Genomic DNA, 13,631 nt, shown 5'->3' with positions numbered 1-13,631 from the left:
GAACGGCGCTGGTCGAGTGGTTTTGATCGATGTACTGTATGCACATACAGTTATCGGGTGTTTTTCATGCACACGCCATTTCCTCCCCGTGGCCGCGGCACTGCGACCAACCCGCACAACCGTTTCGCCCCCAATCATTCGGTGGCCGAAGACGACGGCTGGTACCAGGAAGTACCGCTCACCCAGGGCACCGAGGTGCGCATTGAAACGGCGAAAACCATCATCACCCGCAACACGTCGCCGGACTTGCCCTTCGATCGCTCGATCAATCCCTATCGCGGCTGCGAGCACGGTTGCATTTATTGCTATGCGCGCCCCAGTCATGCCTATTGGGACATGTCGCCCGGACTGGATTTCGAGACAAAACTGATTGCCAAGACCAACGCCGTGGATGTGCTGGAGGAGCAGTTGTCCAAACGTGGCTATCAATGTGCACCGATCAATCTCGGCTCCAACACCGACCCTTACCAGCCGATCGAGCGCGAATACCAGATCACCCGCAAGACCCTTGAGGTGCTGCTGCGCTATCGGCATCCGGTGACCATCGTGACCAAGGGCTCGCTGATTCTTCGTGATCTGGACCTGCTGACCGAGCTCGCCAGCCAAAGACTGGTGGCGGTCATGATCAGCCTGACCACACTGGACGACGAGCTCAAGCGCATCCTCGAACCTCGCGCCGCAGCGCCCAAGGCGCGGTTGCGGGCGATCCGGGTGATGCGCGAGGCGGGTATCCCGGTCGGCGTTCTGTGTTCACCGATGATCCCGATGATCAACGATAGCGAGCTTGTAAGCCTGCTAACCGAGGCCCATGCGGCCGGGGCGCAGAGTGCCGCCTACATGATGCTGCGCTTGCCGCTGGAGGTGGCGCCGCTGTTCGAAGAATGGCTGGGTGCCCACTATCCGCAACGGGCGACGCATGTGCTGAGTCTGATTCGCCAGAGCCGTGGCGGTGAACTCTATGACAGCCGCTTTGGTGCCCGAATGCGCGGCGAAGGTCCCTTCGCCGACCTGCTGGCACAGCGCTTTGCCAAAACCATCAAGCGCCTGGGGCTCAATCACCGGGAAGGCTTTGACCTGGACTGCAATGCCTTTTGTCCGCCCGGTCGCCAAATGTCGTTGATTTGAGGACAATTGACCTATGGTTGAGTACTGAAGATCGCGCTCGCGCCTTAGGCGGGTCACGTTTTTTGTGACCTGGAACACGCATTCTAGAGCGTTTTATTCAGTTTCAATTAAGATTCGGCCGCTACCTTGTTCATCGAGTGACTGATGGGTCGAGATGTTTGGCCTGGATGTTTTTTAACCAGCCACTGGCTTCACACCGGACCGCACGGGATGACTCCCTGAGCCCGCCAACGAGGATGAATTGATGAGTGACAAGGATAAACAGCCGTTGGCTGCGTCGGCTTCAGCCCAACCCGAGGCCGAAACCGCCGATGCAGCGTTGCAGCATATCGTTGATGGCTTTTTGCATTTTCATCACGAGATCTTTCCTCAGCAGGAAGAGCTTTTCAAGAAACTCGCCACGGCCCAGCGGCCACGAGCGATGTTCATCGCCTGCGCCGATTCGCGCATCGTTCCTGAACTGATCACACAAAGCTCCCCGGGCGACCTGTTCGTGACCCGTAACGTCGGCAACGTTGTGCCGCCTTACGGGCAAATGAACGGTGGTGTCTCCACGGCCATCGAGTACGCCGTACTGGCCCTGGGGGTGCATCACATCATCATTTGCGGGCATTCCGACTGCGGCGCCATGCGCGCGGTACTCAATCCGGACAGTCTGGAGAAAATGCCCACGGTCAAAGCCTGGCTGCGTCATGCCGAAGTGGCCAAGACCATGGTGCAGGAGAACTGCAACTGCTCTAACGAAAGCGAAAGCATGCACATCCTCACCGAGGAAAATGTGATCGCCCAATTGCAGCACCTGCGTACTCATCCGTCGGTTGCCTCGCGCATGGCCAACGGTCAGCTGTTTATCCACGGCTGGGTCTACAACATCGAAACCAGCGAAATCAAAGCGTACGACGCCGATCAAGGCTGTTTCCTGCCGCTCAATGGCAGCCTGCCAATTCCCGTGGCGACGCCCAAAGCGCGCTTCTAACTCCTTCTAAATCGTTGTGTGGTTTAGCCGAGGCTGCCGTTCAGGCAGCCTGGCTTTGCCATGCCTGAAGAAAACTTCGGGAGACTCACCATGCGTGCTGCTCGACTCAAAGCTGTTCTGCCACGGGAGCTGTTGGCTTCGGTGGTCGTGTTTCTTGTCGCCCTGCCCCTGTGCATGGGCATCGCCATTGCCTCGGGGCTGCCACCGGCCAAAGGCTTGATCACCGGCATCATCGGCGGTCTGGTGGTCGGCTGGTTGGCCGGCTCGCCGCTGCAAGTCAGTGGCCCGGCGGCGGGTCTGGCGGTTCTGGTCTTCGAGTTGGTCCGCCAACACGGTATCGCCATGCTTGGGCCCATCCTGTTACTGGCGGGTTTTCTGCAACTGGTGGCGGGCCGATTGAAGCTGGGATGCTGGTTTCGGGTGACGGCGCCTGCGGTGGTGTACGGCATGCTGGCCGGGATTGGTGTGCTGATCGTCCTGTCCCAAGTGCATGTAATGCTGGATGCCGTGCCCAAACCCTCGGGCCTCGATAACCTGGCAGCCTTCCCGGCGGCACTGGCTCAGGCATTGCCCACGCTTGGCTGGCAAGCCGGTTTGCTCGGTCTGTCGACGATTGCTGTCATGTGGCTGTGGGAAAAATTCCGTCCGCAATCCCTGCGCTTCATTCCTGGGGCGCTACTGGGTGTCGGTCTGGCCACGCTTGCCAGCCTGGTGCTGGCGTTGCAGGTCAAACGGGTTGAGGTACCGGCCAACCTGGCGGAGGCCATCGATTGGCTGAAGCCGGCGGACCTGCTTAACCTGGCCGATCCGACATTGCTGATCGCGGCGTTTGCCGTGGCCTTTATCGCCAGCGCCGAAACCTTGCTCTCAGCCGCGGCGGTTGATCGCATGCACAGCGGCCAGCGCTCGGACTTTGACCGGGAATTGTCGGCGCAAGGTATCGGCAACATGCTGTGTGGTCTGCTTGGGGCATTGCCGATGACCGGCGTTATCGTGCGCAGTTCGGCGAATGTTCAAGCCGGAGCAACCACGCGGTTTTCGACCATATTCCACGGCCTGTGGCTGCTGGCGTTCGTGCTGTTGCTGTCCAGCGTCTTGCAAAGCATTCCGGTGGCAAGCCTGGCGGGTGTGCTGGTGTACACCGGCTTCAAACTGGTGGATCTCAAGGTCTTTCGGGGGTTGGGCCGGTACGGTCGGGCGCCGATGTTCACTTACGCGGCAACCGCGTTGGCCATCATTTTTACCGACCTGCTGACGGGCGTGTTGGTTGGCTTTGGCCTGACCCTGGTGAAACTGGCGCTGAAAGCTTCGCGCTTGAAGATCAGTTTGATCGACCTGCCCCGGGAAGGGGAAATGGAGTTGCGCCTGACGGGCGCGGCGACCTTCCTCAAAGTACCGGCGCTGACTCAGGTGCTGGGCAGCATTCCGGTGGGTACGACGGTGCATGTGCCGCTCAATAACCTGAGCTACATCGATCACTCGTGCCTGGAGTTGCTGGAGGAATGGGGACGAGCCAATGCGGGCAAAGGTTCGAAGCTGTTGATTGAATCGCGCGGGTTGAAGCGTCGGCTTGAGGGGCGGGTGCGGACGAATAACGGCGTCGGTGTGACTGGCTGAGGTACCTGTGTGGGAGCGGGCTTGCTCGCGAATACGGTCAATCATTCAACGTTTATGTCGACTGACACGCCGCATTCGCGAGCAAGCCCGCTCCCACAGGTTTCAGGGATCAAGCCGCCGGCTGATCCAGCTCCAGGCCTACGCCCAGGCGGCGGGACATGCACGGCCAGCGTTTCCACGCGGCGCCGGTGTCCGGGCTGTTGAGCTTCTCGCGATAGGCTTCCACCGACTCCAGTGCGAAGCTTTCGTCGTTGAGCATCTCGTCGATGGCGTGATGCACCACTTCGTCCAGTTGGTTGGCGAACGACTCACCGATCAATTGGTGAGCAATCAGGTTGGCGACAGTCATGTCCAAGGGGATCAGTGGCTGGCCGAAATGCTTGATGTACAGGTCGTTGACCTCTTCGACAAACCGGTGTGCCAGATAGGCTTCATCCAACAGGCTGTCGAGCCCGACATGGCCGGCCATGATGGCTGGCGGCTGGAGGAAGTACTGCTCGGCAATTTTCAGCACCGGTTTGATCTGTGACTCGATGCCCGCTTCCCTGGCGACTTCATTGGCTGCATCCAGCAGATCGGGCACTTCTTCGATGTAGGCGGCGACAAATCGCGTCAATACGCCGTTGGTATCGGCCTCCGGCAATTGGATCGCCGGGTGCAGATGAGGCAATTTACTTTCCAGCTGACGCGTCAGCAGGCCGGTCTCGGCTTCGTGTTGTTGGGCTTTTTGGATCTGCTCGCGCAATGCGGCGGTGTTCATGAAAACTCCAGGAAACAAGGCAATGAAATAGGGAAGACATAACTTAGCTGGCTTACGAAAAATGCTAAGACGCATTTGTCATAATTATTTCATCCTTGAGACGGCCCCGTTATATCGGTTTGCCACCATTCGTCTGCATCCTTCTCCATTCGTGCCCTGCAATGCAAGTTAATGCTGTTTCAGATGATTTACGCCTTCGCATTGCGAGGTCGGAGGTGCTGTCTATACTCGGGGTGGAATGGAGTTAGCTGATGACGCCCGACTGCATATGCAGCAAGGCCCGATGCTCAAGTTCGTAGTCTGATGCAGCCGCTCCCTTGCCGCAGGTGAAAGCCGGCGGGATAACAAGAACGATAAGGGGAACCCGCAATGATGCGACATCCACATGTCTGGATGGGCCTCCTGTTGTGGTCGATTTTCAGTCAGGCGCAAGCGGCCTGGACTGTGAATATGGCGCCTGGAGCGACTGAAATCAGTCACGCAGTATTCGACCTGCACATGACCATTTTCTGGATCTGTGTGGTGATCGGCATCATCGTTTTTGGTGCCATGTTCTGGTCGATGATTCTCCACCGCCGCTCGACCGGGCAGGTGGCCGCCAAATTTCATGAAAGCACCACCGTCGAAATCCTCTGGACCATCGTGCCCTTCCTGATCCTGGTGGCCATGGCGGTTCCCGCTACCGCGACCTTGATCAAGATGTACGACGCCAGCGAGCCGGAGATCGATATCCAGGTCACCGGCTACCAGTGGAAGTGGCACTACAAATACCTGGGCCAGGACGTCGAGTTCTTCAGCAACCTGACCACCCCCCAGGATCAAATCCACAACAAGGAAACCAAGGGCGAGCACTACCTGCTCGAGGTCGACAAGCCATTGGTGCTGCCGGTCGGCACCAAAGTGCGCTTCCTGGTGACCTCTGCCGACGTGATCCACTCCTGGTGGGTGCCGGCTTTCGCGGTCAAGCGCGATGCGATACCCGGGTTCGTCAATGAAGCCTGGACCCGCATCGACAAGCCCGGCATCTACCGTGGCCAGTGCGCCGAGTTGTGCGGCAAGGATCACGGCTTCATGCCGACCGTGGTCGAGGTCAAGGAAAAGGCCGATTACGAAAAATGGCTGGCCGATCGCAAGGTCGAGGCCGCGCAGCTCAAAGAGCTGACCAGCAAGGAATGGACCCTCGACGAGCTCAAGGAGCGCGGCGACAAGGTCTATCACACGACCTGCGTGGCCTGTCACCAGGCCGAAGGTCAGGGCCTGCCGCCGATGTTCCCGGCACTCAAGGGCTCGAAAATCGCCACCGGACCGAAAGAAGGTCACCTGAGCATTGTCTTCCACGGCAAGCCTGGCACCGCCATGGCCGCGTTCGGCAAACAGCTCTCGGAAGTCGATATCGCAGCGGTCGTGACCTATGAACGTAACGCCTGGGGCAACAACAAGGGCGACATGGTCACGCCAAAAGAAGTGCTGGAGCTGAAACAGGCGGAAAGCAAATGACCCGGTCTATTGCGCACGTAAGGAACCGGTCGGGGCTACGCATCCCGACCTGCCCAGCCCATCTGTTTGCAGGAGACAGGACATGACTGCTGTAATCGATGAACATGTTCATACCGCCACCGACCACGCCCACGGCCCCGCCAAAGGCCTGATGCGATGGGTGCTGACCACCAACCACAAGGACATCGGCACCCTGTACCTGTGGTTTGCGTTTTCCATGTTCCTGCTCGGCGGCTCGTTCGCGATGGTGATTCGCGCCGAGTTGTTCCAGCCGGGGCTGCAGATCGTCCAGCCGGAATTCTTCAACCAGATGACCACCATGCACGGTCTGGTGATGGTCTTCGGTGCGGTGATGCCGGCCTTCGTCGGCCTCGCCAACTGGATGATCCCGCTGATGATCGGCGCGCCGGACATGGCCCTGCCGCGAATGAACAACTTCAGCTTCTGGCTGTTGCCAGCGGCGTTCCTGCTACTGGTTTCGACCCTGTTCACCCCCGGTGGCGGGCCGAACTTTGGCTGGACGTTCTACGCGCCGCTGTCGACGACCTACGCACCGGAAAGCGTGACCTTCTTCATCTTCGCCATTCACTTGATGGGGATCAGCTCGATCATGGGGGCGATCAACGTGATCGCCACCATCCTCAACCTGCGTGCCCCCGGCATGACGCTGATGAAAATGCCGCTGTTCGTCTGGACCTGGCTGATCACGGCGTTCCTGCTGATCGCGGTGATGCCGGTGCTGGCCGGTTGCGTGACGATGATGCTGATGGACATCCACTTCGGCACCAGCTTCTTCAGCGCCGCCGGTGGCGGAGACCCGGTGCTGTTCCAGCACGTGTTCTGGTTCTTCGGCCACCCCGAGGTGTACATCATGATCCTGCCGGCCTTCGGCGCCGTCAGCTCGATCATTCCGGCCTTCTCGCGCAAGCCGCTGTTCGGCTACACCTCGATGGTCTACGCCACGGCGAGTATCGCGTTCCTGTCGTTCATCGTCTGGGCGCACCACATGTTCGTGGTCGGCATTCCGCTGGTGGGCGAGCTGTTCTTCATGTACGCCACCCTGCTGATTGCGGTGCCAACGGGCGTGAAGGTGTTCAACTGGGCCAGCACCATGTGGCAGGGTTCGCTGACGTTCGAGACACCGATGCTGTTTGCCGTGGCGTTCGTGATCCTGTTCTCCATCGGCGGTTTCTCGGGATTGATGCTGGCCATCGCCCCGGCGGACTTCCAGTACCAGGACACCTACTTCGTGGTCGCGCATTTCCATTACGTGCTGGTACCGGGGGCGATCTTCGGGATCTTCGCCTCGGCCTACTACTGGTTGCCGAAATGGACCGGCCACATGTACGACGAAACCCTCGGCAAGCTGCATTTCTGGCTGTCGTTCATCGGCATGAACCTGGCCTTCTTCCCTATGCACTTTGTGGGGCTGGCGGGCATGCCGCGACGGATTCCGGACTACAACCTGCAGTTCGCCGACTTCAACATGGTGTCGTCGATCGGCGCATTCATGTTCGGCGCCACGCAGATCTTCTTCCTGTTCATCGTGATCAAGACCATTCGCGGCGGCCCGCCGGCACCGGCCAAACCGTGGGATGGGGCTGAAGGCCTGGAGTGGAGCATCCCGTCGCCGGCGCCGTATCACACCTTCACCACGCCGCCGGAAGTGAAATGAACGCCTGCCCCTTTGTAGGAGCGAGCTCGCTCGCGATGGTCGTCAACGATAACGCTGGAAGCCTGATGCCCCGCGGCGTTCTCAGGTTTTTCGCGAGCGGGCTCGCTCCTACAGGGGTTGGCGTAGAGGTTTGCAATCATGGCTGACTCGATTTCGCTGAAGAAACTGGTCACCCGTCTATTGCTGGTAGTGGGGGCAATGTTTGTGTTCGGGTTTGCGCTGGTGCCGATCTACGACGTGATGTGCAAGGCCTTCGGCATCAATGGCAAGACCGCCGGGCAGTACGAGGGGGAGCAGACAGTCGACACCTCGCGGCAGGTGCGTGTGCAGTTTCTGTCGACCAACTCCGCCGATATGCCGTGGGATTTTTACCCCAAGCATGACGAACTGACCGCGAACCCGGGGGCGGTGAACGAGATGATCTTCATCGCCCACAACCCCACCGATAAGCCGATGAGTGCCCAGGCCGTGCCGAGCATCGCGCCAAGCACCGCGGCGGCGTACTTCCACAAGACCGAATGTTTCTGCTTTACCCAGCAAGTGCTGCAGCCCGGTCAACGGATCGAGATGCCGGTACGTTTCATCGTTGACCGTGACATGCCCAAGGATGTGAAGCACCTGACGCTGTCTTACACGCTGTTCGATATCACCGCCCGACATCCACCGGTAGCTGTAAACACTGGCGGCTGAGCGTGCCCGATAAGGAGAACAATAAATGGCAACTCATGAGCATTATTACGTACCGGCCCAGAGCAAATGGCCAATCATCGCCACGGTCGGCATGTTCGTCACGGTGTTTGGCCTGGCCACCTGGTTCAACGATCTGAAAGCGGCGCGCCCGGAATCCCACGGGCCACTGATCTTTTTCGTCGGCGGGTTACTCCTGGCCTACATGCTGTTCGGTTGGTTCGGCACGGTGATCAAGGAAAGTCGCGGCGGCTTGTACAGCGCGCAAATGGATCGCTCGTTCCGCTGGGGCATGAGCTGGTTCATTTTCTCGGAGGTGATGTTCTTCATCGCCTTTTTCGGCGCACTGTTTTATGTGCGCCACATCTCCGGGCCGGCGCTTGGCGGTGAAGGCGCCAAAGGCATCGCGCACATGCTGTGGCCGAGCTTCCAGTTCACCTGGCCGCTGCTGGACAACCCCGACTCGAAACTGTTTCCGCCACCCAAGGAGGTCATCAGCCCCTGGGGCCTGCCGCTGCTCAACACCGTGTTGCTGGTGAGCTCCAGCGTGACTGTGACCATCGCCCACCACGCCTTGAAAAAAGGCCATCGCGGCGCACTCAAGCTGTGGCTGGCGCTCACCGTAGTGTTGGGCTGTGCATTCCTCACCTTCCAGGCCGAAGAGTACATGCACGCCTACCGCGAACTGGGCCTGACCCTGGGTTCGGGCATCTACGGCGCGACGTTCTTCATGCTCACCGGGTTCCACGGCGCCCACGTGACCATCGGCACCATCATCCTGTTCGTGATGCTGATGCGGGTCATGCGCGGGCACTTCGACAGCGAGCACCAGTTCGGCTTCGAAGCGGCGAGCTGGTACTGGCACTTCGTGGATGTGGTGTGGATCGGGTTGTTCGTTTTCGTCTACGTACTGTAGGAGCGAGCTTGCTCGCGAAGGTGTGTCAGTCGAAATCAACGTGTCTGACACACCATCGCCAGCACGGCTACCAGGGGGCATGAGAAACCAGCTGGCCGCTGAAAAAACCCCAGGTGATCAGACCGAGGGTAATGGCGGCCAGCGTGACACGCACACTCAAGGCAATGACGAGGCGGTTTGAGCGGCTGTCGTCCTTGACCAGAAAAAACAGGCCGCTGAACAGGCTGACAACCGTGGCAATCAGCATCAGGACGATGGCTGCTTTGAGCATGGTGGGACTCCGGGGGACAGGCGATGCACTTGAGTATAGCTATCGCGATGACCGACTTTCTGGCGATGCCATGAAGCGCTTTCGGCCGGGTATCGTGCCAACGCTGGTGGTCGCACTGTTGCTGCCGCTACTGGTGTCCCTGGGGTTCTGGCAATTGAGCCGGGGCGCAGAAAAAAGCGCGCTGCTGCAAACCTACGCCGAGCGCCGGGCCGCCGAGCCAATGGCCAGCACCGAACTGCAATACACCGCTGACCCGGCTTTCCGCCGGGTTCGCCTGCACGGCCGCTTCGATGCCGAACACAGCCTGCTGCTCGACAACAGTCAACGTAACGGCAGGGTCGGCGTCGAGCTGTTGCAACCCTTTCATGATCAGGCCAGCGGGCTCTGGTTGCTGGTCAATCGCGGCTGGCTGCCCTGGCCGGAACGCCGCATACCCGTGCAATTCAAGACACCTGCCGAGGCCGTCAGCTTCGACGCGTGGGTCTACGTCTCCCCCGGTGCGCCGTTTCAGTTGCATGCAGACCCGGCGACAGCGACGTGGCCGAAGCTGATTACGGCCGTTGAACCGGCCAGTCTCTGGAAGACGCTGAACCACGAAGGCTTTGCCTTTGAGCTACGCGCTGAAACCGGCCCGGCCACCTATCAGGCCGACTGGCCGGTGGTCGCCATGGGCCCGGAAAAACATATCGCTTATGCCGTGCAGTGGTTCGCCATGGCGATCGCCCTGTTCGGTCTTTATCTCTATCTCGGCTGGCACAACGAAAAGGAGAAACACCATGGGAGCGGCCATGAATCCACCCAGCATGTCTGAGGTGAAACCTTCGGTGAACCGGCGCAAGGGCCGTATGCAACTGTTGCTGATCCTGCTCGGGGTGATCGGTCCGATGATCCTTGCCACCGGCATGTACAAGCTGAATTTCTGGGTGCCCGAGGGCCGCAGTTATCACGGCGAACTCATCGGCAACGGTCAGACCCGCGCGGACATTGGCGTGCAGGCCCAGGAAGAGCGTTGGCAGATCCTGGTGACCGCGCCCAAGGATTGCGCGGTGGACTGCCAGCAACTGGTGTACCTGGCGCGGCAGATCCAGATCGGCCTCGGCCGCGATGCGTCCCGCGCCAGCCATGCATTGGCCGCCGCGCAGACGCTGAACAGCGATTACGAGACTAAACTTCAACGCGAGTATCCGCAGTTGCAACGCTATCCACTGGACTTGCCTGCCTACACAAAAGGCGCTCAGAGCAATGACGCGCCGCACCTGTGGATCATCGACCCCCACGGCAATCTGGTGCTGCGCTACGACCCGTCGGTGAAGGGCAAGGACCTGCTGAACGATCTACGCCACCTGCTGAAACTGTCGAACATCGGATAAGGGCATCGTCATGGCCAAGCCTGGATTTCGTCTCGCATTGTTTACCACCTTGCTGGCACTGATCGTGGTATTGCTCGGCGCCTACACCCGCCTGACCCACGCCGGCCTCGGCTGCCCGGACTGGCCTGGCTGCTACGGTTTCATCAGCGTGCCGAAAAGCGAAGCCCAGCTGGCCCATGCCGAATTGCATTTCCCGGATGCTCCGGTCGAGGCCCACAAGGGCTGGAACGAGATGATCCACCGCTACTTCGCTGGCACGCTGGGCGTGTTGATCGCGGTGTTGGCCGGTCGCGCGTGGTTGCATCGCCGCCATCCGGGGCAACCGGTGAAGTTGCCGTTGTTTCTGTTGGCGGTGGTCTTTGGTCAGGCCGCGTTCGGCATGTGGACGGTTACGCTCAAGCTTTGGCCGCAGGTGGTCACCGGGCATTTGCTTGGCGGCTTCGCGACTTTGAGCCTGTTGTTTTTGCTGACCTTGCGCCTGTCCGGCGTACTGCCGGCGCTGACCGTGCCACGACGTTTGCAGCACTGGGCGACGGCGGGGCTGTTGTTGGTGATCGGGCAAATCGCCCTCGGTGGCTGGGTCAGTTCCAACTACGCCGCCGTGGCCTGCATCGACTTTCCAACCTGTCACGGCCAATGGCTGCCGCCTGCCGATTTTGCCAATGGCTTCCATCTGACACAGCACATCGGCCCGAATTACCTCGGCGGGCAACTGGACAGCGACGCCCGCACGGCCATCCACCTGACCCATCGCATCGGCGCCTTGCTGGTCACCCTGGTATTGCTCGGCCTGGCCTGGCAATTGAAGGCGGTCGGCATGACGCGCCTGGCAGGCCTGGTGCTGATTGCACTTGGCGCACAAATCGCCCTGGGCATCAGCAACGTGCTGTTTCATCTGCCGCTGCCGGTGGCCGTCGCGCATAACGCGGGCGGCGCCGCGCTGTTGCTGACCATGGTGCTGGTCAACTACCACGCCCGAACCAGTCTGGTCCGGGTCAAGCAGCCAACGCGCTGGCGCTTCAGCCTGCGTAAACACTCAGCCGGACCCATAACAATAAAAGGAGAGATGCCATGGCGATTCTGATCGGCGAACGTCCCAGTCAGGCGATCTGGCGTGACTACCTGGAGCTGACCAAACCCAAGGTCGTGGTGCTGATGCTCATCACTTCACTGGTGGGGATGTTCCTCGCGACCCGTGCCGGGGTGCCGTGGACGGTGCTGGTGTTCGGCAACCTGGGCATCGCGCTGTGTGCCGGTGGCGCCGCGGCGGTCAATCATGTGGTGGACCGGCGCATCGACGCGGTGATGGCGCGCACCCACAAACGGCCGCTCGCCGAAGGCCGGATTTCTCCGACCGCCGCGCTGACGTTCGCGTTGGTATTGGCGGCCCTCGGGCAAGCCATGCTGCTGGCGTTTACCAACCCGCTGACCGCGTGGCTGACCCTCGCCTCGCTGCTTGGCTATGCGGTGATCTACACCGGATTCCTCAAGCGTGCGACCCCGCAGAACATCGTCATCGGCGGTCTGGCCGGTGCCGCGCCGCCCTTGCTCGGCTGGACCGCCGCCACCGGTCACGTCAGCGCCGAGCCGCTGTTGCTGGTGCTGATCATCTTCGCCTGGACCCCGCCTCACTTCTGGGCGCTGGCGATCCATCGCAAGGAGGAATACGCCAAGGCCGACATCCCGATGCTGCCGGTCACCCATGGCGAGCACTACACCAAGATTCATATCCTGCTGTATACCTTTGCGCTGCTCGCCGTCAGCCTGATGCCCTACGTGATCCACATGAGCGGTACGCTCTACCTGGTCTGCGCGCTTGGGCTGGGCGCGCGGTTTCTGCAATGGGCCGTGGTGTTGTACCGTGGCACTCGGCCGCACGCGGCGATCAACACGTTCAAGTACTCTATTTACTACTTGTTCCTGCTGTTTATCGCCCTGCTCGTAGACCACTACTTACTGTTGAACCTATGACTCGAACCCAGAAAACCGTCTTCATCCTCGTCGCCCTGGTCGCACTGATCCTCGGCCTGACCGTCAACAAGGTACTGTCCGGAAAAAACCAGGGCGATCCGACGGCGCTGATCGACGCCGGTATCATTTTGCTGCCGCAGAGCCGCAATCTGCCGGACGTGACGATGACCAATCAGGACGGCCAGCCGGTCACGATCAATGAATTGAAGGGTAAGTGGAGCCTGCTGTTCTTCGGCTACACCTTCTGCCCGGACGTCTGCCCGACTACCCTCGCCCAGCTACGACAGATCAAGAGCGAGTTGCCGCCCGAGGCGGTGGACAAGCTGCAGATCGTGCTGGTCAGCGTCGATCCCCATCGCGACACGCCTCAGCAGCTCAAGCAGTACCTGAGCTACTTTGACCCGCAGTTTGTCGGCCTCGCGCCAAAGTCGATCGATGAGCTGCAAAAGGTCGCCAACGCGGTGAGCATTCCGTTCATTCCGGCGGACACCAACAAGCCAAACTACACGGTCGACCACAGTGGCAACCTCGCGGTGATCGGGCCGGACGGCACGCAGCGCGGCTTCATCCGGGCGCCGTTGAACAACGCGAAGCTGGTGGCGCAGTTGCCGGTGATGCTCAAGCGCAACTAAAGACACCGCTAAACCTGTGGGAGCGAGCTTGCTCGCGATGAGGCCGTAATATTCAACATCTACATTGACTGATACACCGCCATCGCGAGCAAGCTCGCTCCCACAGGGGGACGTTGTTTCAGGCACAAAAAAGG

General features: G+C 60.1%; 14 protein-coding genes. 12 read left to right on the top strand and 2 right to left on the bottom strand.

Translation table 11 applies throughout. The features are described 5' to 3' along the window. Positions 1-66: 66 nt before the first annotated feature. The 3 genes from KW846_RS00325 (at position 67) to KW846_RS00315 (ending at position 3,718) form a co-directional block, all read left to right on the top strand. The gene (locus KW846_RS00325) at positions 67-1,125 is read left to right on the top strand and encodes a PA0069 family radical SAM protein (RefSeq protein ID WP_218480922.1); all 1,059 of its coding nucleotides are present in this window, start codon (positions 67-69) and stop codon (positions 1,123-1,125) included. 244 nt (positions 1,126-1,369) lie between these two features. Continuing rightward, on the top strand, positions 1,370-2,101 hold the full coding sequence (locus KW846_RS00320) for a carbonic anhydrase (RefSeq protein WP_007969824.1): 732 nt from the start codon (positions 1,370-1,372) through the stop codon (positions 2,099-2,101). Between the two features lie 90 nt (positions 2,102-2,191). After that, positions 2,192-3,718 carry a SulP family inorganic anion transporter gene (locus tag KW846_RS00315; RefSeq protein WP_218480921.1) on the top strand — a complete coding sequence of 509 codons (1,527 nt, stop codon included), beginning with the start codon at positions 2,192-2,194 and terminating at the stop codon, positions 3,716-3,718. A 109-nt stretch (positions 3,719-3,827) separates the two neighbouring features. Here KW846_RS00315 and KW846_RS00310 read toward each other — a convergent pair whose 3' ends face one another. Beyond that, on the bottom strand, positions 3,828-4,478 hold the full coding sequence (locus KW846_RS00310; protein WP_007969822.1) for a hypothetical protein: 651 nt from the start codon (positions 4,476-4,478) through the stop codon (positions 3,828-3,830). A 369-nt stretch (positions 4,479-4,847) separates the two neighbouring features. Here KW846_RS00310 and coxB point away from each other — a divergent pair, with 369 nt between their 5' ends. The 4 genes from coxB to KW846_RS00290 all read left to right on the top strand — a co-directional run bounded on the left by coxB (position 4,848) and on the right by KW846_RS00290 (position 9,253). Continuing rightward, the gene (gene coxB / locus KW846_RS00305; RefSeq protein ID WP_218480920.1) at positions 4,848-5,975 is read left to right on the top strand and encodes a cytochrome c oxidase subunit II; all 1,128 of its coding nucleotides are present in this window, start codon (positions 4,848-4,850) and stop codon (positions 5,973-5,975) included. An 82-nt stretch (positions 5,976-6,057) separates the two neighbouring features. Beyond that, entirely contained in the window at positions 6,058-7,650 is a 1,593-nt protein-coding gene (gene ctaD, locus KW846_RS00300) for a cytochrome c oxidase subunit I (protein ID WP_007969820.1), read from the top strand. A gap of 138 nt (positions 7,651-7,788) precedes the next feature. Then, positions 7,789-8,340, top strand: coding sequence for a cytochrome c oxidase assembly protein (locus KW846_RS00295; RefSeq protein ID WP_218480919.1), 552 nt, complete (start codon positions 7,789-7,791; stop codon positions 8,338-8,340). A gap of 25 nt (positions 8,341-8,365) precedes the next feature. Then, positions 8,366-9,253 (top strand): cytochrome c oxidase subunit 3, encoded by an 888-nt coding sequence (locus KW846_RS00290; protein ID WP_007969818.1) that lies wholly within the window; start codon positions 8,366-8,368, stop codon positions 9,251-9,253. A 67-nt stretch (positions 9,254-9,320) separates the two neighbouring features. Here the strand turns inward: KW846_RS00290 and KW846_RS00285 are convergent, their stop codons facing one another. After that, on the bottom strand, positions 9,321-9,524 hold the full coding sequence (locus KW846_RS00285) for a twin transmembrane helix small protein (protein WP_007969817.1): 204 nt from the start codon (positions 9,522-9,524) through the stop codon (positions 9,321-9,323). Between the two features lie 70 nt (positions 9,525-9,594). Here KW846_RS00285 and KW846_RS00280 point away from each other — a divergent pair, with 70 nt between their 5' ends. Genes KW846_RS00280 through KW846_RS00260 form a run of 5 tightly spaced genes read left to right on the top strand, consistent with a single transcriptional unit; the run spans position 9,595 to position 13,497 of the window. Continuing rightward, the gene (locus KW846_RS00280; protein WP_218480918.1) at positions 9,595-10,335 is read left to right on the top strand and encodes an SURF1 family protein; all 741 of its coding nucleotides are present in this window, start codon (positions 9,595-9,597) and stop codon (positions 10,333-10,335) included. Beyond that, positions 10,301-10,894: a hypothetical protein gene (locus KW846_RS00275; RefSeq protein ID WP_218480917.1), complete on the top strand. Its 594-nt coding sequence runs from the start codon at positions 10,301-10,303 to the stop codon at positions 10,892-10,894. Before KW846_RS00280 ends, KW846_RS00275 begins: the two co-directional genes overlap by 35 nt. 10 nt (positions 10,895-10,904) lie before the next feature. After that, positions 10,905-11,978 (top strand): heme A synthase, encoded by a 1,074-nt coding sequence (locus tag KW846_RS00270; RefSeq protein ID WP_218480916.1) that lies wholly within the window; start codon positions 10,905-10,907, stop codon positions 11,976-11,978. Further along, entirely contained in the window at positions 11,966-12,865 is a 900-nt protein-coding gene (cyoE, locus tag KW846_RS00265) for a heme o synthase (RefSeq protein ID WP_007969813.1), read from the top strand. Before KW846_RS00270 ends, cyoE begins: the two co-directional genes overlap by 13 nt. Continuing rightward, positions 12,862-13,497 carry an SCO family protein gene (locus KW846_RS00260; protein WP_116579863.1) on the top strand — a complete coding sequence of 212 codons (636 nt, stop codon included), beginning with the start codon at positions 12,862-12,864 and terminating at the stop codon, positions 13,495-13,497. Before cyoE ends, KW846_RS00260 begins: the two co-directional genes overlap by 4 nt. The last annotated feature ends 134 nt before the right edge of the window (positions 13,498-13,631 follow it).

The organism is Pseudomonas sp. PDM32, from assembly GCF_019219225.1.
Lineage (GTDB): Bacteria > Pseudomonadota > Gammaproteobacteria > Pseudomonadales > Pseudomonadaceae > Aquipseudomonas > Aquipseudomonas laurylsulfatiphila.
Note: the sequence above shows the minus strand (reverse complement) of the source record. Positions and strands in the feature narration are given on the sequence as shown.

Coding starts and splice junctions, on each gene's coding strand:
- KW846_RS00325 (WP_218480922.1), top strand. CDS start 67: ATGCACACGCCATTTCCTCCCCGTGGCCGCGGCACTGCGACCAACCCG.
- KW846_RS00320 (WP_007969824.1), top strand. CDS start 1,370: ATGAGTGACAAGGATAAACAGCCGTTGGCTGCGTCGGCTTCAGCCCAA.
- KW846_RS00315 (WP_218480921.1), top strand. CDS start 2,192: ATGCGTGCTGCTCGACTCAAAGCTGTTCTGCCACGGGAGCTGTTGGCT.
- KW846_RS00310 (WP_007969822.1), bottom strand. CDS start 4,478: ATGAACACCGCCGCATTGCGCGAGCAGATCCAAAAAGCCCAACAACAC.
- coxB (WP_218480920.1), top strand. CDS start 4,848: ATGATGCGACATCCACATGTCTGGATGGGCCTCCTGTTGTGGTCGATT.
- ctaD (WP_007969820.1), top strand. CDS start 6,058: ATGACTGCTGTAATCGATGAACATGTTCATACCGCCACCGACCACGCC.
- KW846_RS00295 (WP_218480919.1), top strand. CDS start 7,789: ATGGCTGACTCGATTTCGCTGAAGAAACTGGTCACCCGTCTATTGCTG.
- KW846_RS00290 (WP_007969818.1), top strand. CDS start 8,366: ATGGCAACTCATGAGCATTATTACGTACCGGCCCAGAGCAAATGGCCA.
- KW846_RS00285 (WP_007969817.1), bottom strand. CDS start 9,524: ATGCTCAAAGCAGCCATCGTCCTGATGCTGATTGCCACGGTTGTCAGC.
- KW846_RS00280 (WP_218480918.1), top strand. CDS start 9,595: ATGAAGCGCTTTCGGCCGGGTATCGTGCCAACGCTGGTGGTCGCACTG.
- KW846_RS00275 (WP_218480917.1), top strand. CDS start 10,301: ATGGGAGCGGCCATGAATCCACCCAGCATGTCTGAGGTGAAACCTTCG.
- KW846_RS00270 (WP_218480916.1), top strand. CDS start 10,905: ATGGCCAAGCCTGGATTTCGTCTCGCATTGTTTACCACCTTGCTGGCA.
- cyoE (WP_007969813.1), top strand. CDS start 11,966: ATGGCGATTCTGATCGGCGAACGTCCCAGTCAGGCGATCTGGCGTGAC.
- KW846_RS00260 (WP_116579863.1), top strand. CDS start 12,862: ATGACTCGAACCCAGAAAACCGTCTTCATCCTCGTCGCCCTGGTCGCA.